The sequence below is a fragment of the Pseudoalteromonas sp. NCIMB 1079 genome, from assembly GCF_040567695.1.
GTDB classification, from domain to species: Bacteria; Pseudomonadota; Gammaproteobacteria; order Enterobacterales; family Alteromonadaceae; genus Pseudoalteromonas; species Pseudoalteromonas distincta.
This window is the reverse complement of record NZ_JBEWZA010000001.1, coordinates 3,261,650-3,288,498: the sequence shown is the minus strand read 5'-3', so window position 1 is coordinate 3,288,498 and position 26,849 is coordinate 3,261,650. Positions and strand designations below refer to the sequence as shown.

General features: G+C 40.3%; 25 protein-coding genes. 18 read left to right on the top strand and 7 right to left on the bottom strand.

What is annotated here, in order from left to right:
* Positions 1-22: 22 nt before the first annotated feature.
* Positions 23-3,127, bottom strand: coding sequence for a bifunctional diguanylate cyclase/phosphodiesterase (locus tag ABX891_RS15285; protein WP_024596386.1), 3,105 nt, complete (start codon positions 3,125-3,127; stop codon positions 23-25).
* A 201-nt stretch (positions 3,128-3,328) separates the two neighbouring features.
* Between ABX891_RS15285 and ABX891_RS15280 the strand changes: the two genes are divergently transcribed.
* Together ABX891_RS15280 and ABX891_RS15275 are read left to right on the top strand one after the other, a co-directional pair.
* Entirely contained in the window at positions 3,329-4,171 is an 843-nt protein-coding gene (locus tag ABX891_RS15280; RefSeq protein WP_354629839.1) for a pirin family protein, read from the top strand.
* 21 nt (positions 4,172-4,192) lie between these two features.
* The gene (locus ABX891_RS15275) at positions 4,193-5,167 is read left to right on the top strand and encodes a glutathione S-transferase family protein (protein WP_309168366.1); all 975 of its coding nucleotides are present in this window, start codon (positions 4,193-4,195) and stop codon (positions 5,165-5,167) included.
* 3 nt (positions 5,168-5,170) lie between these two features.
* Here the strand turns inward: ABX891_RS15275 and ABX891_RS15270 are convergent, their stop codons facing one another.
* The 3 genes from ABX891_RS15270 to ABX891_RS15260 are packed head-to-tail and all read right to left on the bottom strand — an operon-like array spanning position 5,171 to position 6,215.
* The gene (locus ABX891_RS15270) at positions 5,171-5,413 is read right to left on the bottom strand and encodes a hypothetical protein (protein ID WP_024596383.1); all 243 of its coding nucleotides are present in this window, start codon (positions 5,411-5,413) and stop codon (positions 5,171-5,173) included.
* A gap of 1 nt (position 5,414) precedes the next feature.
* Positions 5,415-5,870, bottom strand: coding sequence for a threonine/serine exporter family protein (locus ABX891_RS15265; protein WP_024596382.1), 456 nt, complete (start codon positions 5,868-5,870; stop codon positions 5,415-5,417).
* Positions 5,871-5,876: 6 nt separating this feature from the next.
* Positions 5,877-6,215: a hypothetical protein gene (locus ABX891_RS15260; RefSeq protein WP_002957982.1), complete on the bottom strand. Its 339-nt coding sequence runs from the start codon at positions 6,213-6,215 to the stop codon at positions 5,877-5,879.
* Between the two features lie 496 nt (positions 6,216-6,711).
* Here ABX891_RS15260 and mraZ point away from each other — a divergent pair, with 496 nt between their 5' ends.
* From mraZ to lpxC, 16 genes are all read left to right on the top strand, one after another.
* The gene (mraZ, locus tag ABX891_RS15255; RefSeq protein WP_007582904.1) at positions 6,712-7,170 is read left to right on the top strand and encodes a division/cell wall cluster transcriptional repressor MraZ; all 459 of its coding nucleotides are present in this window, start codon (positions 6,712-6,714) and stop codon (positions 7,168-7,170) included.
* 28 nt (positions 7,171-7,198) lie between these two features.
* Positions 7,199-8,137 carry a 16S rRNA (cytosine(1402)-N(4))-methyltransferase RsmH gene (rsmH, locus tag ABX891_RS15250; RefSeq protein WP_354629838.1) on the top strand — a complete coding sequence of 313 codons (939 nt, stop codon included), beginning with the start codon at positions 7,199-7,201 and terminating at the stop codon, positions 8,135-8,137.
* Positions 8,134-8,460 carry a cell division protein FtsL gene (ftsL, locus tag ABX891_RS15245; protein ID WP_002957986.1) on the top strand — a complete coding sequence of 109 codons (327 nt, stop codon included), beginning with the start codon at positions 8,134-8,136 and terminating at the stop codon, positions 8,458-8,460. The genes rsmH and ftsL overlap by 4 nt, the downstream gene beginning before the upstream one ends.
* On the top strand, positions 8,457-10,274 hold the full coding sequence (locus ABX891_RS15240) for a peptidoglycan glycosyltransferase FtsI (RefSeq protein WP_002957987.1): 1,818 nt from the start codon (positions 8,457-8,459) through the stop codon (positions 10,272-10,274). The genes ftsL and ABX891_RS15240 overlap by 4 nt, the downstream gene beginning before the upstream one ends.
* Positions 10,267-11,745: a UDP-N-acetylmuramoyl-L-alanyl-D-glutamate--2,6-diaminopimelate ligase gene (gene murE, locus ABX891_RS15235; protein WP_354629837.1), complete on the top strand. Its 1,479-nt coding sequence runs from the start codon at positions 10,267-10,269 to the stop codon at positions 11,743-11,745. The genes ABX891_RS15240 and murE overlap by 8 nt, the downstream gene beginning before the upstream one ends.
* Positions 11,742-13,124: a UDP-N-acetylmuramoyl-tripeptide--D-alanyl-D-alanine ligase gene (locus ABX891_RS15230; protein WP_024596379.1), complete on the top strand. Its 1,383-nt coding sequence runs from the start codon at positions 11,742-11,744 to the stop codon at positions 13,122-13,124. The genes murE and ABX891_RS15230 overlap by 4 nt, the downstream gene beginning before the upstream one ends.
* Positions 13,124-14,206: a phospho-N-acetylmuramoyl-pentapeptide-transferase gene (gene mraY, locus ABX891_RS15225; protein ID WP_002957990.1), complete on the top strand. Its 1,083-nt coding sequence runs from the start codon at positions 13,124-13,126 to the stop codon at positions 14,204-14,206. Before ABX891_RS15230 ends, mraY begins: the two co-directional genes overlap by 1 nt.
* Positions 14,207-15,541 (top strand): UDP-N-acetylmuramoyl-L-alanine--D-glutamate ligase, encoded by a 1,335-nt coding sequence (gene murD, locus ABX891_RS15220; protein ID WP_024596378.1) that lies wholly within the window; start codon positions 14,207-14,209, stop codon positions 15,539-15,541.
* Entirely contained in the window at positions 15,538-16,713 is a 1,176-nt protein-coding gene (gene ftsW, locus ABX891_RS15215) for a cell division protein FtsW (protein ID WP_024596377.1), read from the top strand. Before murD ends, ftsW begins: the two co-directional genes overlap by 4 nt.
* Positions 16,710-17,786, top strand: coding sequence for an undecaprenyldiphospho-muramoylpentapeptide beta-N-acetylglucosaminyltransferase (murG, locus tag ABX891_RS15210; protein ID WP_024596376.1), 1,077 nt, complete (start codon positions 16,710-16,712; stop codon positions 17,784-17,786). The genes ftsW and murG overlap by 4 nt, the downstream gene beginning before the upstream one ends.
* On the top strand, positions 17,787-19,238 hold the full coding sequence (gene murC / locus ABX891_RS15205; RefSeq protein ID WP_024596375.1) for a UDP-N-acetylmuramate--L-alanine ligase: 1,452 nt from the start codon (positions 17,787-17,789) through the stop codon (positions 19,236-19,238). It abuts the gene before it with no gap.
* Positions 19,235-20,155 (top strand): D-alanine--D-alanine ligase, encoded by a 921-nt coding sequence (locus ABX891_RS15200; RefSeq protein ID WP_024596374.1) that lies wholly within the window; start codon positions 19,235-19,237, stop codon positions 20,153-20,155. The genes murC and ABX891_RS15200 overlap by 4 nt, the downstream gene beginning before the upstream one ends.
* 1 nt (position 20,156) lies before the next feature.
* The gene (locus tag ABX891_RS15195; protein ID WP_002957996.1) at positions 20,157-20,942 is read left to right on the top strand and encodes a cell division protein FtsQ/DivIB; all 786 of its coding nucleotides are present in this window, start codon (positions 20,157-20,159) and stop codon (positions 20,940-20,942) included.
* Positions 20,939-22,171 (top strand): cell division protein FtsA, encoded by a 1,233-nt coding sequence (gene ftsA, locus ABX891_RS15190; protein WP_007582937.1) that lies wholly within the window; start codon positions 20,939-20,941, stop codon positions 22,169-22,171. Before ABX891_RS15195 ends, ftsA begins: the two co-directional genes overlap by 4 nt.
* 21 nt (positions 22,172-22,192) lie before the next feature.
* Positions 22,193-23,437: a cell division protein FtsZ gene (gene ftsZ / locus ABX891_RS15185; protein ID WP_002957998.1), complete on the top strand. Its 1,245-nt coding sequence runs from the start codon at positions 22,193-22,195 to the stop codon at positions 23,435-23,437.
* A gap of 106 nt (positions 23,438-23,543) precedes the next feature.
* Positions 23,544-24,455, top strand: a complete 912-nt coding sequence (lpxC, locus tag ABX891_RS15180; protein WP_002957999.1) for a UDP-3-O-acyl-N-acetylglucosamine deacetylase — start codon at positions 23,544-23,546, stop codon at positions 24,453-24,455.
* An 81-nt stretch (positions 24,456-24,536) separates the two neighbouring features.
* Here lpxC and yjjG read toward each other — a convergent pair whose 3' ends face one another.
* The 3 genes from yjjG to ABX891_RS15165 all read right to left on the bottom strand — a co-directional run bounded on the left by yjjG (position 24,537) and on the right by ABX891_RS15165 (position 26,733).
* Complete coding sequence (gene yjjG / locus ABX891_RS15175; RefSeq protein ID WP_024595173.1) at positions 24,537-25,211, bottom strand: pyrimidine 5'-nucleotidase; 675 nt, start codon at positions 25,209-25,211, stop codon at positions 24,537-24,539.
* 13 nt (positions 25,212-25,224) lie between these two features.
* Positions 25,225-25,770, bottom strand: a complete 546-nt coding sequence (gene yjjX / locus ABX891_RS15170; protein ID WP_139015375.1) for an inosine/xanthosine triphosphatase — start codon at positions 25,768-25,770, stop codon at positions 25,225-25,227.
* 63 nt (positions 25,771-25,833) lie between these two features.
* Positions 25,834-26,733, bottom strand: coding sequence for a phosphoribulokinase (locus ABX891_RS15165; RefSeq protein ID WP_002958002.1), 900 nt, complete (start codon positions 26,731-26,733; stop codon positions 25,834-25,836).
* Positions 26,734-26,849 lie beyond the last annotated feature (116 nt).

The following is a 26,849-nucleotide window of genomic DNA, read 5'->3' as shown; positions in this document are numbered from 1 at the left end:
GTAACAGTAATTTTTTGTTTATTTATTTTAATAAAGCGACTTTTTTATCAGATAGAAGTGCCATAAAGCTGCTTTTATTTAAAGGTCTTGAAAATAAATAACCTTGTCCGTAATCACATCCGGCTTCAAGTAATAGCTGCATTTGTAATTTAGTTTCAATTCCTTCGGCGATTACTTTTAAGCCCAGTTGATGCGCCATAACAATTATTGCTTCACACAGTGCAAGTTCTTGACTGCCTACTTGGATATTATCAACAAAACGTTTATCTATTTTTAAATAATCGGTATCCATTTCTTGTAAGTAAGCGAGTGACGAATATCCTGTACCAAAATCATCAAGGGCAAGCTGCATACCTGATTTTACTATTTCTTTTAAGCGACGTTGCGTTAATGCTTCGGGGTTAATCATTAGGCCTTCAGTTATTTCTGCCACAATTGAGGATGCAGGTAATTTTGCAGCTTTTAGCATATCGTACCATTCATCTATACCACTCTCTGGCGTGGATAACTGCACTGGCGACACGTTTACACTTATTTGAAAAGTATCATCGGTTAGGGTTTTTATATCGTTAAGCGTTTGCAAGGTTTGAGCAAATACAAATTGGCCAATTGCATTTATTTGCCTGGTCTCTTCAGCAAGTGAAATAAATGCGACAGGGCTAATTAGGCCTTTTTCGGGATGTTGCCAACGAATAAGTGCTTCAGCTTTATGAATATGTAAATCATTCAAAGCAACAATGGGCTGATAAAACAATTCAAATTGTTCAAGTTCAATGGCACTTCGTAAGTCTTTTAATAGCACCATGCGCGCGTGTGCATATTCGCGCATGTCAGCAGAGAAAAACTCAAAACAGTTACGACCATTACTTTTTGCTTTATACATAGCCTGATCGGCTGCTTTTAAAAGCTGTTCAGTATTTTCACCATCATTAGGGGCGCATGCTATGCCCATGCTGGCGCTAATAAATAACTCTTCGTTTTCAAGATGCAAAGCCGACGATAGGCTAAGCAAAATATTACTGGCAATTTGATTAATATGACGCGTACTTTTTATACGATTAAACACAATAACAAACTCATCACCACCAATACGTGCCACAAACTCAGCATTTTTTGCCGACTGAACTATGCGTTGCGATACGAGTTTTAATAAGTTATCGCCATAGTGATGGCCTAATGTGTCATTAATATCTTTAAAGTGATCTATATCTAAAAGCATGACAACCAATTGATTGTCGGGAGTAACAATGCTTGAAAATCGTTGATTTAATCGCTCCTTTAACTCTAAACGATTTGGTAAGTCAGTTAGGTGATCATAGTGAGCTTGTCGCCAAATTGTTTCATCGGCTTGTTTTTTCTCAGTGAGGTCTGTAAATATCGCGATTCGACGAATAGGTGCGTTGTTTGTATCATAAACCGTATCGATTGTGAGCCACTCAGAGTAAAGCTGCCCGTTCTTTTTACGGTTAATAACCTCGCCTTGCCAGCGGCCTGTTTGCTGTAATTCAGACCACATTTTATTGTAAAAATTCTTATCATGTTTTCCTGATGAAAGAATTGAAGAGGAGCGCCCAATAACTTCTTCTTTACTATATAAAGTCGTTTTGCAAAACGCAGGGTTTACATCAAATATTATACCCGCTGGATCGGTGATTATCATGCCTTCACTACTGTTGTTATACACTAGCAAGGCAAGGTGGAGTGCTTCTTCATTTATTTTTCGTTGTGTTATATCCCTTAGCACAACAACGTATTCATTTTTACTTTGCATTGCACTAATACGTGCTTCAAAGCTACGTTTAGGATCTGATTTTTCGAGTGTAAATTCTAAATTACTCGAAACATCAAGCTTAGATAACTGCGATAACAAAAGCTGCACATTGTTGTGAGAAAGTATTGATGATAAATGAGGTGCTGCAGTGCTGTTTGGGTTTACTTGAGGCTTAAATTGCCCCGTTATGTTGAGAATATCGCCATGGATGTTAATTCTAACGTAACTGTCGGGTAGAGTATTAAGCAAGCTGGTAAGCTCATCGTGCTTGTTTTTTAAATTAGCCTCGGCTGTTAACCTGGTTTGCGCCATTGATTTAAAGCGCTGATAGAGAGTATTTAGCTCTGGATTATTTGGCTGTATTTTTTGTGACGGCATTTCGCCCTTAGCCAACACGTTTGTTGCATTTGTTAGATTATTAATTGGGTCGATAATGCTGGTTTTAAGCAGCTTACGTGCAATTAAACATAGCACTAGCAGTGATAAAATAAACACACCAATCGCTATAAAAAAATTATTATTTATTTGCTTTAAAGCATGTGTAATAGGAAGTGCAATATGTATATTTAAGCTGTTATTACTCGGATCTTTATAAATAATAGAGTGGTGAAGCATTCGATCTTCACCCTTAATAGATTTTATTTTTGTTGATGCCTCATTATCAATCGAAGAATCAGTTGCTAATAAAGTCTTTGCAATATTATCGCCAAGGGCTGCAGTTGTTGGTGGGTAACGCGCTAAAATTTTTCCATTAGAATCAGCGATTGCAGCAATAGAGCCAGGTGGCAGTTCAATATTATTAAAAGCATTGTTCCACCAGTCAAGCGCAACAACGATAACTACAACGCCCTGAATTACATTTTTTTTATTAATGATAGGTAACGCAAAGCTAAGGGTGTTTTTTTGCAAGTTTCTATCGTGCTGAAAATAACCTACTGACAATTGGTTACTTTTTAAGGCATTTTGAAAATACGCACGATCTGCAATACTTATTGTTTTGGTTAATCCGCTTGTTGTACACATAACAATGCCATTTGGATCTATAATCCCGATATTGGCAATATGGGCATAAATAGCTCTAAATTGATTAAAATAATTAGGGCATGACGTAGCTAGATTTTCTTTCTTACTTTCCTCTTTAGCCAAATAACGCGCTAAACGGTCAATATCATCGACTAAGTGCTTTTGCTGTAAAATTAATTGCTTAGCAATGTTTTCTACTTTTTTTTCACTTTGCTCAATAGAGTGGTGGCGTTCAAGCAGCAGAGTAAAAATAATTACAGCGGTGCCCGGAATACTTAGCAATATAAGCAAACGATAAAGCTGATGTTTGAGAGAATAAGTAAAAATAACCATTCCTTAGTTTCGTATTTTGCAATAACAATTGTAGCCAAATTCACTCCAAATAACCATAGTAATTATAAGGTTGAAAATGTAACCAATGAATCAATGTCGTTCTATTTTATAGAACCTTAAGCTCGATTTAAAGACATAGTTATTTTGTTTAATGAATGATTTAATAGCCTCATAAACTTATTCTTTAGAGTGAATTAAAAAATGAAAATATCAAAAATACTTACAGCTTATGCAACTCAAGATGGCGATGGCGTGAGCATTAGCCGTATACCTGGGTTTGATGGTAAATATTTAGATCCGTTTTTGATGATTGATGAACTTAAGTCAGACGACAAAAAAGATTATATGGGAGGCTTTCCAGAGCATCCGCACCGAGGAATTGAAACGTTTACTTATATTCTAAAAGGTGGCTTTGAACATCGTGACCAAATGGGTAACAAAGAAGCAATTAAAGCAGGCGATGTGCAATGGATGAGCACAGGGCGCGGCGTCATGCACAGTGAAATGCCACTCGCTGATGCTATAGATGGTCTGCATGGCTTTCAAATTTGGATAAACATGCCAAGCGCAGAAAAAATGCGTGATTCACGTTATCAAGATACGACTAAAAACCCAGCTCCTAGTTTTACAAATACGCAAGGCGTGACGTTAAAAGCACTTGCGGGATCGTGGCAGTTCGAAAGTGAAACGCTTGCAAGCGAGCTGCAAAGTTTAGCTGCTAATGCGGCGCTCGCTGATATTACATTACCTGCTGGTAAAAGCACTTATTTAGAGCCTCTTAGCCAACAAAAAGTAATGCTTTATATTCATAGCGGCTCACTAATAATGAGCGACAATCAAGCAATACCAGCGGGTAAGTTACTTATTTTAGAACCAGGCAGTGATATTAATATTAGCTCTGAGCACGGCGCTGGTGTTTTGGTTTTAGCAGGCGATCTACTTAATCAGCCAATTGCTCATATGGGGCCGTTTGTAATGACGACGCAAGCAGAAGTACAGCAAGCAGTACGTGATTATCAAAACGGTGAGTTTGGCAAAATATAACGGTATTTTTAGGAGAGTTTTATGGGATTATTAGTTAACGGCCAATGGCAAGATAAATGGTACGACACAGATTCAAGTAACGGTAAGTTTGAACGCGAAACGGCGCAGTTACGTCACTGGGTAACTGTTGATGGTAGCGCTGGAATAACGGGCGAGGCCGGATTTAAAGCACAAGCGAACAGGTATCATTTATATGTGTCACTTGCGTGTCCTTGGGCGCATCGAACGCTTATATTTAGAGCGTTAAAAGGGTTGCAAGATTTAATTACGGTGTCGGTTGTTAGCCCTGATATGCTTGATAGTGGTTGGGCTTTTGATACGCAAAACCACAGTACTGGTGATGCTTTATTTAATAGTAACTACTTACATCAAGTGTATATAAAAAATAATCCTAAGTATTCCGGGCGAGTTACCGTACCCGTATTGTGGGATAAAAAGCTAAATAAAATTGTCAGTAATGAGTCTGCCGATATTATACGTATGTTCAATAGTGCATTTAATGAATTAACAGGTAATAACGATGATTACTACCCAGAGGCACTACGACCAAAAATTGATGAATTAAATGCGTTGATTTATCAAAATATAAATAATGGTGTTTATCGTACGGGATTCGCAACAACTCAAGATGCATACGAAGAGGCGTTTAACGATTTATTCAAAGCACTCGATAAAGTAGAAGGGATACTGAGCAAGCAGCGTTATTTAACAGGTAATAGGCTCACCGAGGCAGATTGGCGATTATTCACTACACTCATTCGGTTTGATAGTGTGTACGTTGGCCATTTTAAATGTAATTTACGCACAATTGAAAGCTATCCTGCATTAAGTGGATACCTTAGGGAGCTATATCAAGTTAAAGGAGTGGCTGAAACAGTTGATTTTTATCATATTAAGCGTCATTACTATTTTAGTCACACAATGATCAACCCAACACAAGTTGTGCCAAGTGGTCCAAGTATTGATTACTTATCTGATCACGGTAGAAATGTTTAGCGCTTAAGCTATTAAGTTCACTAGCCAGCCGTATTTTCTTACGAAGCTGGTTTCGCTTTTACCCGCTTGTACTGCTGCACCTGCGATAAAGGCACTTGAAAGCCCAACTTTGGTTACGGCAAAACGCTTTAGTCTATATTGGAACGCTGCATGATGTTGGCGTTTCAATTCACTGCGCGTATCCATTTGCTTACTTAGAGCATCAACGTTTTCATTAGGTGCTTTAATTAAGTAGTTAACTAACATACTAATTTCCTTGTAGGTTAAATAGCTGCTTTAAACTTTTAAGCGTTTTACTAAAGCCAATTTTATTGCTTAAGTAAACTGTATTTTTCCAAAGCCATATTAAACAAGCAACTTGTAGCAAAGTAGCTGTTGCAATACTTAGCCATACCGACCCAAAAACATCGTATACACCGTATCCAACAGCACCTAGAAATCCTGCCCACAACAAAACCAAACCACTGGCAAAGCATCCTAAAAATATAGTGATCAATGCAAGCGATCTAAGCGATAACCGCCATTCAGCTTTAGCAAGCTGGTGGGTGATCTTTCCTTGAGTTTGGTAATCATCCTTGAGCTGCTTAGAATACTCTAAAAGCATTGCAACATGATCTTGCCAATCGTCCTTTTGGCTATGTTGCTCAGTAGTTTGGTCTTGCGCATTACCATCCTTGGTTGCTGTTGTTTGTGGGTTATTCATCACTAATTACTTACGACGAAGTAGTGATGTGATTAGCATACCCGCAGCAAAAGCAATACCCGCGGTTGCTAATGGATTTTCAGAAGCAAAAGCACGAGTTTTTGCAGTACATTCGCTTAGTTTTTCACGTGCGATAAGTTGTTTTTCGCTCAATGCATCTGCTGAGCTAGAAGCTCCTTTACGCACACTGCTTTCAGCTGTTGCAGCTTTGCTAGAAAGTGCATCTACAGCATCGTGCGCCGCTGATGTTGCTTTCTCTGTAAGAGGAGACTCAGTATTTGTTAGTTTAACGTCAGGCTTAACATCTGAAGTTGTATTTGGTTTCGTATTCGTTGCAGTAGCCATAATCAATCCTTAATAAGTTAAAAATTTAAATAGTGATTTAGATGATGCAATGATTAAACCAAACTTGTCATTTATTTTAACTGACTGAATTTGATAGGTTTTGTTTGTGGTTTTTAATTTTTGATAATTAGTATTTTAAAATAAACAGTAACTATTACTACACGGCTAGGTAAATTTTACAAAGAGGATAAAAACGCCTTAAAAATTGTAAATATTCATTGGTTATTCAGTAAGCAAAGCATGTAAACAGAAAGTTATAAAAGCAAAGCTGATATTTTTCTTTACCTCAATCCCACTTTTTCCCACGTAATTCAAACGCTTCGCTTGAGCCCTTATTTTTTCTAGCTTTGGGACTCACTAAAGCTGGTCAGCTTACTTGACAAAATGGCTTGTCAAGCCCTAAACTGGAGCACTGTGGTAAAAAGTGGTTTTTAGTGGATCACACTGGATAAAAATAAACAAAAGTTGAATAAAACAATTTTAAAGTAGGTTTTTTATGTTTCGTGGCGCGAGTTCACTGAGTTTGGATGATAAGGGGCGTTTTGCGGTACCGACAAAGTACCGAGAATCTCTGTTGTCTGAAGATCAGGGGACAGTTATTTGTACCGTCGCATTAAATGAACCGTGTTTATGGTTATATCCATTGGCTGAGTGGCTCGAAATAGAAAGCCGTTTAGCGAAAATATCTAATATGAATCCACGAGCTCGACGAATGCAACGTATGTTGCTAGGTAACGCTACAGAGTATCAACTTGATAAAAATGGTCGAATTTTGCTTGCGCCGTCATTACGTGCCCATGCATCTCTTGGCAAAAAAATCATGCTGGTTGGTTTGATGAATAAGTTTGAAATTTGGGACGAGGCGCGTTGGCACGAGCAAATGCAGCAAGATACTGAGCTTGAAAGGCTTGGTGATTTTGAACCTAACCAAGATTTAGATAATTTTACACTCTAACGGCACAAAAAAAGGCACACAATAGCTAATGACAGCGCAATTTGAACACGTATCCGTATTAATGGATGAGACCATCGATGCTCTTGCAATTAAGCCAGACGGTATATACATGGATGGTACATTTGGACGTGGTGGCCACTCTGGGCAAATTTTAGCACGCCTTGGTGATGAAGGTCGCCTGCAAGCAATTGACCAAGATCCACAAGCAATACAATCAGCTGAAAAATTTGCTGATGACCCACGTTTTGCAATTGCACACACTCGCTTTTCAAACTTATACGAAGTAGCACAGCAAAACGATCTAATTGGTAAAGTCGATGGCATTTTATTAGACATTGGTGTCTCGTCGCCACAACTTGATGACGCTGCGCGTGGCTTTAGTTTCATGAAAGATGGGCCACTTGATATGCGCATGGACCCAACAACAGGTCGCAGTGCAGCACAGTGGTTAGCAGAGGCTGAGTTGGATGATATTACCCACGTAATTAAAAAATTGGGCGAAGAAAAGTTTGGTAAACGCATTGCACACAAAGTACTTGAAGTTCGTGAGCACACGCCAATCACAACTACCAAGCAGCTTGCTGACCTTGTTGATGAAGCTGTACCGGTAAAAGATAAGTTTAAACACCCAGCTACCCGTACTTTTCAGGCTATTCGTATTTACATTAATAGTGAGCTTGAAGAAATTCAAACTGCGCTTCAGTCTGCAGTTAAAGTGCTAAAGCCAGGCGGACGTTTAGTGGTGATTTCGTTTCATTCTTTAGAAGACCGTATTGTAAAACAGTTTATTAGAAAACAGAGTAAGGGAGAAGCATTACCCAGAGGTCTGCCTTTAACTGATGCACAAATAAATAAAAATCTGACGTTAAAAGCAGTGGGTAAAGCTATTAAGCCAAGTGCTGCAGAAGTAGAGCGTAATCCACGTTCTCGTAGTTCTGTACTTAGGATTGCACAGAGGTTGGGATGAGTAAAAAAGCGAGCTATCGGCAACCTAATTTATTCTTTGAAATATTAAAAGGCCTAGGAGCTAATAAGCTAACCTCGGCCTTGTTGGTTGTGATATTCGCTTCTAGTTTAGCTGTTGTGCAAACAACCCACTTAGCTCGTGGCCAACTTATACAGCAAGATCAATTATTACAAGAACGCGATGAGCTCGATTTAGAGTGGCGCTACTTACTTGTTGAAGAAGAATTTTATTCGCAACATGCACGCATTGAAGAAGTAGCTACATCACAATTGAAAATGAAAAGACCTACGAGTCAAGATGAGCAGGTAATAATAGTACAATGAGAAATAGAGGCAAAAAACCAGTCACTAATTTAATCACATGGCGCTTTATGCTGGTGTGTGCAGTTGTGTTTATGGTGTTTGTAACACTCGTATCTCGCGCTGCTTATTTACAAGTAATAGAACCTGATAAAGCACGTTCAGAAAGTGACAAACGTACCGTGCGCGTTGAAAAACTACATGTGCAACGCGGGATGATTTTTGACCGTAATGGTAAAGAGTTAGCGGTAAGTGTGCCTGTTGTAAGTGTATATGCTGATCCTAAAGCATTGCACAAGTCGCTAGTCTCTAAAGTAATTAAACAAGCACGTAAAAGCGGCGAAGATCATTTATCTTTAGCTGAAAATACCGCTGAGCTTGATAAGCGTACTGCACTTTATTATAAAAACGATTTACGCTGGCGTGAGCTTGCTGATGTATTGCGCATTGATCCTAAGAAGATTAACTCTCGACTATTAAACGATCCCTCGCGTCGCTTTGTTTATTTAAAGCGCCAAGTTACTCCTGCTGTAGCAAATTATATTGGCGATTTACGCCTACCAGGTATTCATTTACTAGATGAATCTAAACGCTATTACCCCGCCGGTGAGGTTACCGCGCATGTTATTGGTTTTACTAATATAGACGGTAAAGGCATTGAAGGTATTGAAAAGCTATACGAAAACGCTTTAACGGGCGAGGAAGGCCGCCGCACTATACGTAAAGACGCACAAGGGCGTGAAGTAGAAGTGCTTGACGAGCGTGAGCGCGTAGAGCCAGAAAGTATAGAACTAAGTATTGACCAACGAATTCAAGCTATTGCCTACAAAGCTGTAAAATCAGCTGTACTGACTTACAAAGCCACATCGGGCTCAGCTATGGTAGTTGATGTTAAAACCGGTGAAGTGCTGGCAATGGTAAATAGCCCTTCGTTTAATCCAAATAACTTAAGCGATGCTGCACCTCATAAGCGTCGTAATCGCGCAATTACAGATTTGTTTGAACCAGGCTCAACTGTTAAGCCTCTAGCCATTTTGGCTGGGCTAGACTACGGCGCCATTCAGGCAGATGACACGATTGATACCTACCCAGGTTGGATGCGTTTAGGTGGTAGTTTAGTTAGAGATACTCGTAATCATGGCGAACTAACACTGCGCGAAATACTAAAGTACTCCTCAAATATGGGGGTTGCGAAGGTTACTCAGTTAGTGCCTAAAGATTACCTTGTTGGCTTATATCAAAAAGTAGGCTTTGGCAGTGACACCGGTACTGGAATGGTAGGTGAAAGCAGTGGTTTGTTTTATCCAAATCGTCGCTGGTCAGACTTTGAAATTGCAACTTTATCATTTGGTTATGCAATTTCGGTAAGTACTGCGCAAATGGCGCGCTTTTATACCATGTTAGGCGCTGGTGGAGTTAATCGACCACTGACTATTTTAAAGCAAGATAATATACCTGAAGGCGAACGTATTTTTAAACAAAAAGACGTAGAAGCCGTAGTCCACATGATGGAAAGTGTATTTGAAAAAGACGGTACTGCTCGCAACATAAAAGTTGATGGGTATCGTGCTGCCGGTAAAACAGGTACATCTAAAAAAGCCGTAGCAGGTGGTTATGGTGATGAATATGTAGGTTACTTTGCAGGTGTAGCACCTGCAAGTAATCCTCGTTTAGCCGTGGTAGTTATGATTAATGAACCAGGTGGTGATGTGTACTATGGAGGTGCCACCGCTGGCCCTGCATTTGCAGAAATCATCTCTAACGCATTAAGAATATTAAACGTAGCGCCTGACAAGGAAGAGGTTGCGTACGTACAAGGTAAAGATAACGATGCGTGATTTAAAGGATATTTTAAAATACATCGAAATAGATGCGCCCTCGCAACTGGTTAAGCATTTACGCCTTGATAGCCGTGAAGTAACGCCAGGTGATGTATTTGTTGCTATTAAAGGCCATACACTTGATGGCGGACAATTTATTAGTAAAGCAATTGAAAATGGCGCAATAGCTATCATTGCTGACAGATTATGTGAATTTGAAAGCAATTTTGAGCCACTGTATTTAGTCTCAGAGCTTGATAAAAAGCTTCCAGAATTAGCTAGTCGCTTTTATAGCCAACCAAGTCAGACTCTTGATTTAATTGGTGTGACAGGTACAAATGGTAAATCGACCACCACAGCAATGATTGCCCACTTAGCACAATTTTGTAGTACTGAGTCGGCTATTATAGGTACTTTAGGTTATGGCCATCCTGATAACTTAATTCCACTGATAAACACAACGCCTTCAACAGTTGATTTACAGCATATTTTGAGCGATTTAAATTCGCAGCATAAAAAGCTGGTAGCCATGGAAGTATCATCTCATGGGTTAGTGCAACAACGTGTTGCTAAATGTCAGTTTAAAGCGGCTGTGTTTACTAATCTTTCGCGCGATCACTTAGATTACCATTGTGACATGGCAAGTTACGGTGATGCGAAATTAATGCTTTTCCGTGATTTTGAACCGCAAGTTGTAGTGCTCAATCAAGATGACTTTCAAGCTGAGCAATGGCTTGAAAAGTATGATTTTAATAACCTAATTTGTTATGGCCGCAAAAACTTAGCTCCTAAGAATGCCCGATACGTTTATTTTTCTGATGTTGAATATTCAAGTGAAGGTATTTCGGCGCAGTTGTCGACAAGTTGGGGTAATATTTCAATTAAATCGCCTCTGTTTGGCGAATTCAACTTATATAACTTAACGGCAGCGCTCGCTACATTACTAGGGCTAGGTTATCCGCTTGAGCAACTAGTTGCTGGTTGTGCGCAGTTACAGCCAGTAGCTGGGCGAATGCAAGCATTTAGCCAAGCAGGCATGCCGACGTGTGTTGTTGATTACGCCCATACACCCGATGCACTTGCACTTGCATTACAAGCATTGCAGCTGCATGTGCCAGGTGGTGTAAGTTGTGTATTTGGTTGCGGTGGTGACAGAGACAAAGGAAAGCGCGCATTAATGGCGCAAGCTGCTGAGCAAAACGCTAATAAAGTTATTATTACCAGTGATAACCCTCGAACAGAAAATCCTGATGACATTATTGCCGATGTAGCTAGCGGTTTAACCCATCCTGAAAAAGCGCATTTAGAAGCAGATAGAGCCACAGCAATTAGCTACGCCATTGAAAATGCAACGGCAGATGACGTTATTTTGATTGCAGGTAAAGGCCACGAAGATTATCAAATTATAGGCGATAAGCGCATCGACTTTTGCGATCGCCGCTATGTACAAGAACAACTAAAAAAAGCAGTAAGAGGGATAACACAATGATCCCAATGGATTTTGATTGGTTAGCTAATGTGCTAACAACTGATTATCAAGGTGATAATCAACACGTGCTAAATATAAATACTGATACTCGCACAGTGTGCGATGGCGAAGTGTTTTTAGCACTGAAAGGGCCAAATTTTGATGGCCATAAATTTATAGCTGAGGCTAAACAAAAAGGCGCTATAGGCGTTATTGTTCAGCACAAAGTTGATGTAGATATTCCACAATTTATAGTAAGCGATACACGTATTGCACTAGGTACAATTGGCACCGCTGTTATGGCCCAAGTGGCGCCTAAAACAATTGCAATTACAGGGAGTGTAGGCAAAACCACCGTAAAAGAAATGTGTGCGGCAATTTTGTCGGTTCACGGTGATGTATTAGCTACTAAAGGTAATTTTAACAACGATATTGGCGTCCCTCTTACGTTATTGCGCTTAGAGCCTCAACATCGTTTTGCTGTTATTGAGCTAGGTGCAAATCACTTAGGTGAAATTGCTTACACAACGGCAATGACAAAACCAGATGTGGCCGTTGTATGTAATGTTGCAGCAGCTCACTTAGAAGGTTTTGGTAGCTTAATGGGCGTTGCAAAAGCTAAAGGTGAGATTTTTGATGGCCTAAAAGATGACGGCGTTGCCATTGTTAATTGCGATAGTGAATTTAGCCAGTATTGGTTAGATAAACTTGAAGGGCGTAATGTTAAACGCTTTTCTACAACCGAAAAACTAGACATTTGGGCAGAGAACATCACGCTTGATGCCAATGCACGTGCAAGCTTTACGCTTTGCGCTAAAAACAAGCAAGTGCCTGTTACTTTGGCACTACCTGGTAAGCATAATATTAGTAATGCACTTATCGCTGCGGCGCTGACCAGTGAATTTGATGTAACCCTTGAAGAAATAGCCAATGCACTTGCCACAATGGGTGATGTAAAAGGGCGCGTTAATTTAATTGAAGTGTCTGATTTACTTACCGTGGTTGATGACACCTATAATGCCAATGTTAAGTCGGTAAAGGCTGCGATTGACTTGTTAAGTGATATGCAAGGTCACCGCATTTTAGCACTCGGAGATATGGGTGAGCTTGGTGAAGATGCACGTAAGTACCATCAAGAAGTTGGCGAGTATGCACTTGAACAAGGGATTGATGAGTTATTTACATTAGGCGTGTTAAGTAAATACGCAAGTGATGTGTTTGAACTCCCTAATCGTCACTTTTCGAGCCGCGAACAGATGCAGCAAAAAATTCAAGAAAGCATTAATAAAGTGAATAAAAAAACAACAATAGTAGTGAAAGGATCGCGCAGTTCTCGCATGGAATTATTAGTAACCGATTTAGTTAATGGCCAGCAACAAGCCATCAATGGAGTATCATAATGTTAGTTTGGCTGGCAGAGTATTTAACACAGTATTTTAGTGGTTTTCATGTTTTTTCGTATTTAACGCTACGTGCCATTTTAGGTATTTTAACTGCGCTAATTATGTCTCTTTATTTAGGGCCTAAGTTAATTCGTGGTTTGCAGCGTATGCAAATAGGTCAAACAGTTCGCGACGATGGTCCGCAATCGCATTTGTCTAAGTCGGGTACACCGACAATGGGTGGCTTACTTATTTTGGCGGCTATTTTTACAAGCACGCTACTTTGGGCCGATTTATCAAATAAATATGTATGGGCAACACTGTTTGTAATTGGCTCGTTAGGTATTGTCGGCTTTGTTGATGATTACCGTAAAGTTATTCGTAAAGACCCAAAAGGTTTAATTGCTAAGTGGAAGTACTTTTGGCAATCGGTCATTGCATTAGTTGTAGCTACTGCTTTGTACTTTACCAGTGCACAAGCATCTGAGACATCACTTGTTGTTCCATTTTTTAAAGACGTGTTACCGCAATTAGGTTTGTTTTATATCGTGCTTACGTATTTTGCCATAGTAGGTACATCAAACGCGGTAAACCTGACCGATGGCTTAGATGGTTTGGCGATTGTGCCAATTATTTTGGTGGCTGCGGCATTGGCAATTATTGCTTATTTAACAGGTAATATTAACTTTTCGGCTTACTTACATATTCCACATTTACCGCTAGCGAGTGAGCTTGTCGTTGTGTGTACTGCCATTGTGGGCGCAGGGCTTGGCTTTTTATGGTTTAACACTTACCCAGCACAAGTATTTATGGGCGATGTTGGCTCATTAGCACTTGGTGGTGCATTAGGTATTATTGCTGTTTTAGTACGCCAAGAATTACTGCTTATTATTATGGGCGGTGTATTTGTAATGGAAGCACTATCGGTAATATTACAAGTGGGTTCGTATAAATTGCGCGGACAACGCATTTTTAGAATGGCGCCGATTCACCATCATTATGAATTAAAAGGTTGGCCAGAGCCTCGCGTTATTGTGCGCTTTTGGATTATTTCTGTTGTGCTAGTGCTTGCTGGCTTAGCTACTTTAAAGATTCGATAAATGCAGTATTTAAACGAGATAAAAAACAAACAAATAACAGTGCTCGGACTCGGTGTAACCGGTCTGGGCATTGTGCGTTTTCTATTATCTCATGGCCTCGCCCCCAAGGTCGTTGATAGCCGAGCAACCCCACCGGGGATTGATTGGTTAAAAGAGCATGCGCCAAATCTAGATACCCACTTTGGTAATTTAGATGACGCTGAGCTTTGTTCAAGCAATATGATTATTATAAGCCCTGGGCTTAGCTTAAAAATACCAGCTATTGCAAATGCAATTAACGCAGGTGTTGAAGTGATTGGCGACGTTGAGTTATTTGCACGTATTAATACAAAACCGGTTGTTGCTGTTACGGGCTCTAACGGTAAATCAACCGTGGTTACGCTCGCTTATGAAGTATTAAAAGAAGCCGGCTATAAAGTTGCTTTGGGTGGGAATATTGGCACAGCGGTGCTTGATTTACTCAACGATGATTTTGATGTGTATGTACTTGAGTTATCTAGTTTTCAGTTAGATACCACAACGAGTTTAAAACCTGTGAGTGCAACGGTATTAAATGTGTCAGAAGATCACCTTGACCGATACGACAGTTACCAAGCTTATATAGACTCAAAGCTAAGTATTTATGACGGTGCAGAGCTTATTGTTGTCAATGCCGACGATATTCAAACACATCCAGTTGAGCGCGGTACAACCCCCCTAATCAGCTTTGGTGCTCAGCAAGGTGATTACCATTTAGCGCAGCATAATGGCGAAACTCATTTTATGCTTAAAGACGATGCCTTTTTACCTGTTGATACGCTTGCGGTAGTGGGTAAGCACAATTATTTAAATACGCTTGCAGTAATGGCGCTTTTAAGTCCGTTTGAAGTAAGTAAAGATCAATATAAGAACGCGTTAGGTCAATTTAATGGGTTGGCTCATCGCTGCCAATTTGTAGCTGAGCTTAACGGTGTAAAGTATTTTAACGATTCAAAGGCAACGAATGTTGGAGCGACCATTGCTGCAATAGATAGCTTGGCTAGTGATGGTGAAAACCTGATTGTTATTGCAGGTGGCGATGCTAAAGGCGCTGATTTAAACGCACTTAAACCCTACATAGAACAGCATGTAAAAGCATTAATTTGTTTTGGTAAAGATGCAAGTGACTTAGCTGCGATTACCAATAAGAGCTATTTAACTAACAACATGGAAGAAGCCGTTGCTTTGGCCAACGTACTTAGTAGTACAGGCAATATTGTTTTGTTAGCACCTGCATGTGCCAGCATTGATATGTATAACAACTATATGCAACGTGGTGATGACTTTATTCAATGTGTTATGGCAGGGCAACTATGATTGCTTTTGCCGATATAAGAGATGCATTAACACCAAAACCTTCAGGTCAGTTGTATGATGTACCGCTGCTGTACTGCGTAATTATGTTAATTGGTGTTGGTTTTATCATGGTAACCAGCGCTTCAATGCCGACCGCTGAGCGGTTATTTGATGACCCATACCATATTACTATTCGCCACAGCATGTTTTTGGCAATGTCTTTTGTGCTTTTTTGGATAAGTGTTTGTGTGCCAATGGATTGGTGGAAACGATCCAACCCTTATTTATTAATACTAGGCATGGTGCTGTTAATAGCGGTATTGATTGTTGGGCGTGAAGTGAATGGTGCTAAACGATGGATACCTATTGGACCTGTTGGTTTTCAGGTGGCTGAGGCCGCTAAATTATACTTTTTTAGTTATATTGCGGGTTATTTGGTAAGAAAACGCGAAGAAGTACAAGAAAATATTAAAGGCTTTGCAAAGCCAATAGCTGTATTTGCAGTGTATGCGCTGCTTATTTTGCTGCAACCTGATTTAGGCACAGTGGTTGTTATGTTTGTAACAACGGTTGGTTTACTGTTTTTAGCTGGCGCTAAATTATGGCAGTTCTTTGTACTTATTCTAACTGGCGTCGGTTTAGTTGTATTACTGATTATTGTTGAACCATATCGAATGGCGCGTGTTGTTGGCTTTTTAGACCCTTGGGATGATCCTTTTGGTAAAGGTTATCAGTTGGTTCAATCGCTAATGGCTTATAGCCAAGGTGGTTGGTTTGGCCAAGGCTTAGGTAACAGTGTACAAAAACTGCAATATTTACCTGAAGCGCATAACGATTTTATTTTTGCTGTAATAGGTGAAGAACTTGGTTTAATAGGCGTTGTGAGTATTTTAATGGTATTAGCTACTTTAGTATTTAGAGCGTTATTAATAGGCCAACAAGCGCTTAAGTGTGGCAAAGAATACGAAGGCTATTTTTCGTTTGCCATTGGTATTTGGTTTGCATTTCAAACCATGGTGAATGTAGGTGCGAGCGCGGGTATTTTGCCAACTAAGGGTTTAACCCTGCCATTTATTTCTTATGGTGGTTCAAGCTTGTTAATTATGACCATTGCCACGGGCATCTTATTGCGCGTAGATTTTGAAACCAAAATGGCAACCAAGCAAGCCACCTCAGGTGGAGGTAAGCGATGAGTAAAAAATTAGTAGTAGTGGCTGGTGGAACTGGCGGACACATTTTTCCTGGTATTGCAGTGGCTGATTATTTAAAACAGCAGGGCTGGCAAGTTAGCTGGATTGGCACACCAGATCGAATGGAAGCAAGCGTTGTACCTAAGCATAATATAGATATTGATTTTATTAATGTAAAAGGTGTTCGTGGTAACGGATTAAAACGTCTTATTAAAGCCCCATTCATGGTAGTTAATGCAGTATTGCAAGCGCGTAAGGTATTGAAAGAACAGCGCCCTGATGTAGTACTTGCAATGGGCGGTTATGTTACGGGACCCACGGGAATTGCCGCAAAGAGTTTAGGTATTCCGTTAGTTATTCACGAGCAAAACGCTGTAGCGGGTATGAGCAATAAACTGCTAGCTAAGGTGGCTACACGTGTATTAGCAGCATTTCCAAGTGCTTTTGCACAGGGTCAAGCCGAGCTAGTAGGTAACCCAGTTCGCCAAAGCGTTATGAATATAGCCAAACGCGATGTATCAAGTCCTATTAATATTTTAGTGGTAGGGGGCTCGCTCGGTGCACAAGTGCTTAATCAAACATTACCAGAAGCATTTAAAGTACTAAATAATACAGCTCCTATAAGCGTATGGCATCAAACAGGTAAAGGTCATTTATCTACTGTAGAAACAGCTTATAAAATGCATGGCTTTGCGGATGGTAATACAAAAATAGCTGAATTTATTGATGATATGGACGCGGCGTATAGCTGGGCTGATATTGTTGTTTGCCGCGCTGGTGCATTAACTGTTAGCGAAATTGCAGCAGCAGGTAAAATGGCTGTTTTTGTCCCCTTTCCACATGCCGTGGATGACCATCAAACAGCAAACGCACAATATTTAGTGATGGCTAATGGCGCATTATTAATGCCACAAGGGCAGTTTAATAAACAATCAATTGTTGAACTATTAAGCCCATATTTAGCCCAACCTTCATTAATTACTGAAATGGCTACAAATGCAAAAAAACAAGCCATTTTAGATGCCACAGCAAGCGTAGCAACGCACTGTGAGCAAGTAACAAATAAGAGAAAATAAGTGAAAGAAACGTCAGTACAAGAAAAACACACGCGCCCAGCAATGCGCCGAATAGAAACCATTCACTTTATTGGTATTGGTGGAGCCGGTATGGGCGGTATTGCTGAAGTACTCGCTTTTGAAGGCTACCGTATTACAGGTTCTGACATTGCTCATAGCGCTATGACAGATCGCTTAATTAAAGCCGGTGCTGAGGTATTTATTGGCCATCATGAAAATAACGTGAAAGATGCCAATGTAGTGGTTGTTTCAAGCGCGATTGATGAAACAAACCCTGAAATTATTGCAGCTAAGGCCGCAAGAATCCCTGTTGTGCGCCGCGCAGAAATGCTCGCAGAACTAATGCGTTTTCGCCACGGTATAGCAATTGCGGGTACGCATGGTAAAACAACGACAACAAGCCTAATTGCAAGTATTTATGGACAAGCAGGGCTCGATCCAACTTTTATTATTGGTGGCTTGTTAAATAGCGCAGGTAGTAACGCAAAAGTAGGTAAAAGTGATTTTTTAATAGCAGAAGCTGATGAAAGCGATGCGTCGTTTTTACACTTACAGCCAATGGTCTCGGTGATCACAAATATTGAAGAAGATCACATGGATACTTACGGCGGCAGTCTTGAAAAAATGAAAGACACGTATGTCGATTTTATTCATAACTTGCCGTTTTATGGTTTAGCTGTTGTATGTATTGATTCTGAAGTTGCTGCAGAGCTTATCCCTCGCTTTGGTCGCCCAGTTATCACGTATGGCGAATCGAAGGATGCTGATTATCGCATGAGCGACTTTAGCCAATCAGCTAATACGTGCACATTTACAGTAACTAACAAGCAAGGTGAGTGTTTAACTGCCACGTTAAATATGCCAGGTAGACACAATGCACTTAATGCAACCGCTGCGATTGCTGTTGCAAAAGATCAAAACATTGCGAATCATGCAATTTTAGAAGCGCTGCATAAGTTTGAAGGCATTGGTCGTCGTTTTCAGCATTATGGTGAATTTGAAAACGAGCGGGGCAATGTGATGTTAGTTGATGATTACGGGCATCACCCTTCAGAAGTTGCAGCAACAATTGCAGCAGTACGTGAAGGTTGGCCTGATAAGCGTTTAGTAATGGTTTATCAACCTCATAGGTTTTCTCGTACACGCGACTTATACGAAGATTTTGTAAAAGTACTTGCTGATGTAGATCAGTTGCTATTACTTGATGTGTATAGCGCTGGTGAAGATCCTATTGTGGGGGCAGACAGCAAAAGCTTATGTCGTAGCCTTCGCCAACGTGGCAAAGAGCCGCTGCACGTAGCAACAAATGCTGAGCTTGCAGGTGTTTTGGCCGCAAATTTACAAAACAATGATTTAGTATTAACCCAAGGCGCTGGTAATATAGGCCAGTTAGTTAAAACATTAGCTGCAACGGGTATGTCGATAGAAAAACTTAAGCAAGGTGAAGTATGACTCAGGTAAACACACAATTTGGTAAAGTAGCGGTACTGCTAGGTGGTAACTCAGCAGAGCGTGAAGTGTCTTTACGATCGGGTCAGGCTGTTTTAAATGCGCTGCAAAATAGTGGTATTGATGCAATTGCATTTGACCCACAAAGTCGTTCTTTGTGGGAGTTAAAAGAATTAAATGTAGATCGCGTTTTTATTGCTTTGCATGGCCGTGGTGGCGAAGACGGCACAGTGCAGGGAGCACTTGAATTTATGAACTTGCCTTACACGGGCAGTAATGTACTAGGTTCAGCACTTGCTATGGATAAAGTACGTTGTAAGCACTTATTTAAATCAGCGGGTTTAAGCACTGCACCTTATACCGTAGTTGATGCTAAAAAAGGTTTTGATGCTAAAGCCATTATGGATGAATTTAAAAAGGTAATGGTTAAGCCATCGCATGAAGGTTCAAGCATAGGTATGGCGCAAGCAAGTACAACACAAGAGCTTGAAGATGCACTAGCTAATGCATTTAAGTTTGATAACCAAGTACTTGTAGAGCAGTGGATCACTGGTCGTGAGTTTACAATTACGGTGCTTGGCGAGGATGTACAACCAGTCATTGAGATGACGACACCTAATGGCTTTTACGATTACCAAGCTAAGTATCAATCAAATACAACCCAGTATCATTGCCCTGCAGATTTATCAGAGCAAGATACTAAGTACTTACAAGCCATATCGCTAGATGCGTTTGATTTAGTGGGTGCAAGTGGTTGGGGTCGTGTTGATGCTATGCAAGACGAGCAAGGGAATTTTTACCTGCTTGAAGTAAATACAGTACCAGGCATGACTGAAAAGTCACTAGTACCGATGGCTGCAAAAGCGAACGGGGCAACTTTTGAACAATTAGTTGTTCGCATTTTAGAGCAAACGCTTTAATATGCATCCCCTTTTAGAAAAAGCTCAACAACTAAAACAGCAACTTAACTTTAATTGGTCGCTGATTTTTGGAGTGAGTTTTTTTCTGGTTGTGGTTATAGGCTTAGTACAAATAACCACCGGTGTATCTGATTGGTTAGTTGAAAATAAAGATGCTCAAATTAAGCACCTTACAGTGCAAGGGCATCCCAAATACACAGATGAAACGGCAATTATAAAAGCAATTAAAAAAGCCGATTTAAGTAGTTTTTTTGAACTTGATGTTAAGCACGTGCAGCAGCTAGTTCAAGACTTGCCTTGGGTTGCTACCGCTTCGGTACGTAAACAATGGCCTGATACTATACAGGTGTATGTAGTTGAACATGAAGTAGTTGCCCACTGGAATAGCGACTTGTTGCTCAACCAAAGTGGCCAAGCATTTCAAGCCAGCAGCGATAAGTTAGATGATAACTTACCGCAGTTATATGGCCCAGAAGGTAGCGAAGAAGAGGCGTGGGTTGCTTTTAAGCAATTTGATGAAATGCTCAGAGTTAATGGTTTAACATTAACAAGTTTGGCATTATCGGAGCGTTTTTCGTGGCAACTTTGGCTAGATAACGGGATTCGCTTAAATTTAGGACGTAAAGATAAAGCCAAGCGTGTACAACGTTTTATAGACGTTTATCCACGAATGGAACAACGTGCAGATGCACAAGTAGATACAATCGATTTACGGTATGATACCGGCCTTGCAGTAAGCTTTAAGCCAATGCAAGAAGAACAATTACAAAATAAGAGTAAGGCATGACTAAGTCAGCAGAAAGAAACCTAGTAATAGGATTAGACGTTGGCACCTCGAAAGTGGTTGCCACGGTAGGTGAAATCACCGCAGATAACAAGCTCAGCATTGTTGGTGTGGGCAGCCAAGTATCTCATGGTATGGATAAAGGCGGCGTTAACGATTTAAACTTAGTGTCTGAGTCTATTCGACGAGCAATAGACGAGGCCGAGTTAATGGCTGATTGTCGTATAAGCTCTGTGTATTTGGGTATTTCTGGCAAACATATACAGTGTCAAAACGAAAGTGGTGTGGTGGCAATCAATAACACCGAAGTCACTGACGAAGATATTGAAAACGTAATACATATTGCGCGTTCTGTGCCTATTTCAGCAGAGCGTAAAATGCTGCATGCATTGCCGCAAGAATACAGCATTGATATGCAAGAGGGCATTAAAAACCCACTAGGCATGAGCGGCGTTCGTATGGAAGCGCGTGCACATATCATTACGTGCTCAAACGATATGGCAAAAAATATCGAAAAATGTGTAGAACGCTGTGGTCTTGAAGTCGATCAACTTATCTTTACTGCACTTGCGTCATGTTATTCTGTACTAACAGATGACGAAAAAGAGCTAGGTGTTGCAGTACTTGATATTGGTGGCGGTACTATGGATATCACCATTTATATCAATGGCGCACTTCGTCACTCTGCGGTTATACCTGTAGCGGGTAACCAAGTTACTGGTGATATTGCAAAAATATTTCGCACACCTATATCACATGCAGAGTCACTCAAAGTACAATACGCATGTGCTAGTAGCCAAATGGCAAGTAGCGAAGACACAATTGAAGTACCAAGTGTAGGCGGACGACCAGCAAGGTTAATGTCGCGCCATACATTATCTGAGGTGGTAGAGCCTCGTTTTAGAGAATTATTTGAGCTTGCGATGGAAGAAATTCGTCGTTCAGGCTTAGAAGACCAAATTGCGGCAGGTCTCGTTATAACAGGCGGAACTGCTAAAATGACTGGCGCTATGGAAGTGGCAGAAGACATCTTCCAAATGCCAGTAAGAATAGGCAAACCAATCGGGATGGTTGGTTTGACAGACTATGTAGATGATCCTTCGTACGCAACCGCTGTTGGTTTGTTACAATACGGGCGTACCATGCAATCGATGAATGCACAAAAGTCGAAAGCAGAGGATAACAATAATTGGTGGAACCGCATTACTAAATGGTTCCAAGGCGAGTTTTAAGACTCAAGTCGGAGAGTAAACATGTTTGATATAATGGAACAACACAGCGAAGAAGCTGTAATAAAAGTAATCGGCGTGGGCGGTGGTGGCGGTAACGCTGTTGAGCACATGGTAAAACAACAAATAGAAGGCGTGCGTTTTATAGCCGCTAATACGGATGCGCAAGCATTACGTAACTCTGCTGCCGATATTACAGTTCAACTAGGCACACAAATAACCTCTGGGTTGGGTGCGGGCGCAAACCCTGAAGTAGGCCGTAAGTCGGCTGAAGAAGATGCAGATACAATTCGTGCCAGCCTTGAAGGCGCCGATATGGTATTTATTGCAGCCGGTATGGGCGGTGGTACAGGTACTGGTGCTGCACCGGTAGTTGCTAAAATTGCTAAAGAACTCGGTATTTTAACCGTTGCAGTTGTAACACGTCCTTTTGATTTTGAAGGTAAAAAACGTGCAGCAGCCGCTGAACAAGGCATTAATGAATTGTCAGAAATTGTAGATTCACTTATTACAATTCCTAACAATAAATTGCTTAAAGTTTTAGGGAAAGGGACTACACTTCTAGATGCCTTCGCTAAAGCTAATGACGTATTATTTGGTGCGGTACAAGGTATAGCAGAGCTAATTACACGTTCTGGTTTAATTAACGTGGATTTCGCCGATGTTAGAACAGTAATGTCTGCAATGGGTACTGCAATGATGGGAACGGCGTCTGCGTCAGGTCCTGATCGTGCACAAGAAGCTGCAGAAGCCGCTATCTCAAGCCCACTACTAGAAGACGTTGATTTAACAGGTGCTAAAGGTATCTTAGTTAATATTACCGCTGGTATGGACATTGCGATTGAAGAATTTGAAATTGTTGGTAATCACGTTAAAGCACTTGCGTCAGAAAACGCAACGGTTGTTGTTGGTGCGGTAATCGACCCAGAAATGACTGATGAGCTACGTGTAACGGTTGTTGCAACTGGTTTAGGCGGTGATCGTCGTCCACAGTTTGGTATTGTTGATAACGGCTTTAAAAAAGCATCAGGTTCTGATGTTGCAAGCACATCAAACCAAACGAGCAGTATGTACGTACCAAGCTTTGCAAGCCAAGATACAAACACTGAAGAAAATACGACTAAAGAGCAAGCGCAAAGTAAAGAAAAAGCGCCTTCAACGAGTTCAAGCAGTTCAAGTTCTTCAGCGCAAAATAGTAAAAAAGCAGATAAATCAGAAGGTGGTGATTATTTTGATATTCCCGCTTTTTTACGTAAGCAGGCAGATTAACATTTAATAATACTTTTGTTTGAAATATATACAAATGTTGAAAGGCAAAAGGATTTATGTTAAAATCCGCCGTCTAACTGTAACTGATTTAAAAGTGAGCATACCTATGATTAAACAGCGTACGATTGCACAAGTAGTCAAAGCCATAGGAATTGGACTTCATAAAGGTGAGAAGGTCACAATAACTCTCCGACCTGCGAGCGCAAATACTGGGATTGTATTTCGTCGTGTCGACCTTGATCCGGTTGTTGATTTTGAAACAACACCTGAAGCCGTTGGTGATACGCAGTTGTGTACCTGTTTAATTAACAAAGATGGTGTTCGCTTATCAACTACTGAGCATCTTATTGCAGCTGTTGCTGCAATGGGCATTGATAATCTAATTGTAGAATTGGACAGCTCAGAAGTGCCGATTATGGATGGTAGTGCATTACCATTTATATATCTGTTACAAAAAGGCGGAATTGAAGAACAAAACGTTGCTAAACGCTTTATCCGTATTAAAGAAAAAGTACGCATTGAAGAAGATGGCAAGTGGGCTGAAGTTGAACCATATGATGGTTTTCATATCGACTTTGAGATTGCATTTAACCACCCAGCTATCAATGAAAGTCGCCAACGTATTGGGTTGGATATAACAACGCAAAGCTTTATTGAAGAAATTAGCCGTGCGCGTACTTTTGGATTTATGAAAGATATTGAATACATGCATGCAAACAACCTAGCGCTAGGTGGTAGCATGGATAGTGCTGTGGTACTTGATGAATTCAAAGTTTTAAATCCTAATGGCTTACGTTATAGCGATGAGTTTGTTAAGCACAAGATATTAGACTGTGTTGGTGACATGTTTATGACAGGTCATAATCTTTTAGGTAAAGTAACTGCATTTAAATCGGGTCATGATTTAAATAATAAATTACTTCGTAAAATTATGGCTACAGAGTCAGCATGGGAGTGGGCAACATTTGAAACGCCTGTGACGATGCCTGCACCCGGTCTTGAGTTAGCTCCAGCCTAAAAGCAGCAAATGAACAGCTCGCAAACAGTTATAAAAAATGACGCTAATTAGCGTCATTTTTTTTGCGTAAAATTTACTCTATTATAACTCTAAAAGATCTTGTAACTGATTTAAATGAGTTACTGTATAAGTTGGCTTTATTCCTTCGGCTAATTGCTCACCAGGGTGTTGTAACCAGCAAGTATCAATACCTGCATTGTTGCCGCCAAGTATGTCGCTTGCAGCAGTATCACCCACCATAAGTATCTCGCTTTTATCAGGGTTACCCATTAGCTCAAATGTGTGCTCAAAAATCGCTTTATTTGGTTTTGCTATACCCACAAGTTCAGATATTACTAACCATTCAAACATATCTTTTAAGCCAGTATGCTCAAGGCGTACGGTTTGTAAGCGGGCAAATCCGTTAGTAATAATACCTAATCTAGCATTTGGCTTAAGTTTATTTAAAAGCTCAATAGCACCAGGTAATGGCTCGCAAATTTGCGCCATAGAATCTAAAAAAGCATCGTTTAGCTCTTTTGCTGGCACATTAAGTTTTGAAGCCCACTCATTAAAGCGTGTTACTTGTAAGTAATCTGCGCTAATAGTGCCATTTTGATAATCAACCCACAGCTGCTTATTGGTTTTTTGATAATGAATATAATCGTCTTGGCTAAAATCTACGTTGTAAGCTTTAAACATGCGAGTCATGCCCGCTAAAATATCAAACCTAAATAAGGTTTCGTCTGCATCAAACAATACATAGTTGTACTTCATTAAACTTCCTAAATTAATTTGTTTGGCCGTATAGCTCAGGGTGTAAAAAAGGCGCCATAGCTAAAGTGAGTGCTTGTGTATAGGTACTTTCGCGCGTGGCATGATTGTTGGTAAGTAGACCAATAGCGCCACCTTTTTGTTTAACGTTGGTGGTATTAAATGCTTTGTCCATTACATCGCCAAGTTCTTCACCTTTAAGTAATGCATTATAAAGTACTTGGGGTAGAGGAAGGTTGCTGCTACGCCCTACAACTTGATTTAAGGCATTATCAATAACAACGTAAGCAAAGGTTGCTGCACCATAGCTAAATTGCTCTGCACCGCCTTCCATTGCAACGTAATAGTGAGCTTGGTGGTGCTCTTTACAATAATTAACACGGTTTTGTGCGCCAACACGTGTTTCTTCTTCGCCAATAGGTTGATCTGGCACATTGGATGGAGCATCAACACCTTGGCAATCAATTTCATGTTTAGGGAAATACATTGCAAAAATATGTTTAGCCGCGTTAATTTTGACAGGGTTTTTAGAACCCACAATAATTTTTAATGAGTACAACACAATGTCCCTTATTGTTACTAAAATCAGCAGTGTACGTGAGAGAGCTCAATCTTAGAAGAGGAGTTAAATAGGTATATCCAAAGGTGCTAAGTTTTCCAGTGCACGCTTTTTCAAAATAATATCTTTAATAAGTGGAGTAAGAACCAGCTCCATAGCTAAGCCCATTTTGCCCCCTGGTACTACAAGCGTATTAATACGAGACATAAAACTGCCTTCGATCATCCGTAAATAATAAGGAAAATCAACATCATCAATACCCCTAAAGCGAATAACTACAAAGCTTTCATCAAGAGATGGAATATCTTTGGCGCTAAATGGGTTTGATGTATCAACGGTCGGCACGCGTTGAAAATTAATATGGGTACGAGAAAACTGAGGGGTTATATGATTAATATAATCATCCATACTGCGTACAATAGAGCCCATAACCGCTTCGCGAGAGTGGCCTCGTTCGGATGTGTCGCGTATTAATTTTTGAATCCACTCAAGGTTAATAATTGGAACCATGCCTATTAATAAATCGACATGCTTTGCAACGTCTACATCTTGATCAACTACACCACCGTGTAACCCTTCATAAAACAAAATGTCAGTATTATGGTCAAGATCTTGCCAAGGTGTAAATGTACCTGGTAATTGATTATACGGAACGGCTTCATCAAAGGTATGTAAGTAGCGGCGTAACTTTCCTTGACCTGTTTCGCTATAGTTTTCAAACAACGTTTTTAAAGCGCCAAAGTCATTGGCCTCTCGGCCAAAGTAACTAATATGTTTACCTTCTTGTTGTGCTTCTCGAACTTTTTTATCCATTTCGGGGCGAGTGTAACGATGAAAGCTATCTCCTTCGACAAAAGCCGCTTGAATATTAAGGCTACGGAAAATATGTTTAATTGCATTCGTTGTGGTGGTTGTACCCGCACCAGATGAACCCGTAATCGCAATAATAGGATTTTTAGCTGACATGTTAATTCTCTTTTTAGGGCCAGGTTTTATAACCAGACTAAACTTAACATTATTTTAAGTCGTTTGGGTATCTTAAGAGTTGACTGACTTAGCTCAAGTGACGCCATCAGCAAATA

Excerpts from the sequence above, each read along its gene's own strand:
- murE (WP_354629837.1), top strand. The coding sequence starts at position 10,267 with ATGCGTGATTTAAAGGATATTTTAAAATACATCGAAATAGATGCGCCC.
- ABX891_RS15165 (WP_002958002.1), bottom strand. The coding sequence starts at position 26,733 with ATGTCAGCTAAAAATCCTATTATTGCGATTACGGGTTCATCTGGTGCG.
- rsmH (WP_354629838.1), top strand. The coding sequence starts at position 7,199 with ATGACAGCGCAATTTGAACACGTATCCGTATTAATGGATGAGACCATC.
- ABX891_RS15265 (WP_024596382.1), bottom strand. The coding sequence starts at position 5,870 with ATGAATAACCCACAAACAACAGCAACCAAGGATGGTAATGCGCAAGAC.
- ABX891_RS15280 (WP_354629839.1), top strand. The coding sequence starts at position 3,329 with ATGAAAATATCAAAAATACTTACAGCTTATGCAACTCAAGATGGCGAT.
- ftsW (WP_024596377.1), top strand. The coding sequence starts at position 15,538 with ATGATTGCTTTTGCCGATATAAGAGATGCATTAACACCAAAACCTTCA.
- ABX891_RS15230 (WP_024596379.1), top strand. The coding sequence starts at position 11,742 with ATGATCCCAATGGATTTTGATTGGTTAGCTAATGTGCTAACAACTGAT.
- ABX891_RS15275 (WP_309168366.1), top strand. The coding sequence starts at position 4,193 with ATGGGATTATTAGTTAACGGCCAATGGCAAGATAAATGGTACGACACA.
- mraY (WP_002957990.1), top strand. The coding sequence starts at position 13,124 with ATGTTAGTTTGGCTGGCAGAGTATTTAACACAGTATTTTAGTGGTTTT.
- ABX891_RS15285 (WP_024596386.1), bottom strand. The coding sequence starts at position 3,127 with ATGGTTATTTTTACTTATTCTCTCAAACATCAGCTTTATCGTTTGCTT.
- ABX891_RS15240 (WP_002957987.1), top strand. The coding sequence starts at position 8,457 with ATGAGAAATAGAGGCAAAAAACCAGTCACTAATTTAATCACATGGCGC.
- ABX891_RS15260 (WP_002957982.1), bottom strand. The coding sequence starts at position 6,215 with ATGGCTACTGCAACGAATACGAAACCAAATACAACTTCAGATGTTAAG.
- ABX891_RS15200 (WP_024596374.1), top strand. The coding sequence starts at position 19,235 with ATGACTCAGGTAAACACACAATTTGGTAAAGTAGCGGTACTGCTAGGT.
- yjjG (WP_024595173.1), bottom strand. The coding sequence starts at position 25,211 with ATGAAGTACAACTATGTATTGTTTGATGCAGACGAAACCTTATTTAGG.
- ftsZ (WP_002957998.1), top strand. The coding sequence starts at position 22,193 with ATGTTTGATATAATGGAACAACACAGCGAAGAAGCTGTAATAAAAGTA.
- ABX891_RS15270 (WP_024596383.1), bottom strand. The coding sequence starts at position 5,413 with ATGTTAGTTAACTACTTAATTAAAGCACCTAATGAAAACGTTGATGCT.
- ABX891_RS15195 (WP_002957996.1), top strand. The coding sequence starts at position 20,157 with ATGCATCCCCTTTTAGAAAAAGCTCAACAACTAAAACAGCAACTTAAC.
- ftsL (WP_002957986.1), top strand. The coding sequence starts at position 8,134 with ATGAGTAAAAAAGCGAGCTATCGGCAACCTAATTTATTCTTTGAAATA.
- murG (WP_024596376.1), top strand. The coding sequence starts at position 16,710 with ATGAGTAAAAAATTAGTAGTAGTGGCTGGTGGAACTGGCGGACACATT.
- mraZ (WP_007582904.1), top strand. The coding sequence starts at position 6,712 with ATGTTTCGTGGCGCGAGTTCACTGAGTTTGGATGATAAGGGGCGTTTT.
- murD (WP_024596378.1), top strand. The coding sequence starts at position 14,207 with ATGCAGTATTTAAACGAGATAAAAAACAAACAAATAACAGTGCTCGGA.
- lpxC (WP_002957999.1), top strand. The coding sequence starts at position 23,544 with ATGATTAAACAGCGTACGATTGCACAAGTAGTCAAAGCCATAGGAATT.
- ftsA (WP_007582937.1), top strand. The coding sequence starts at position 20,939 with ATGACTAAGTCAGCAGAAAGAAACCTAGTAATAGGATTAGACGTTGGC.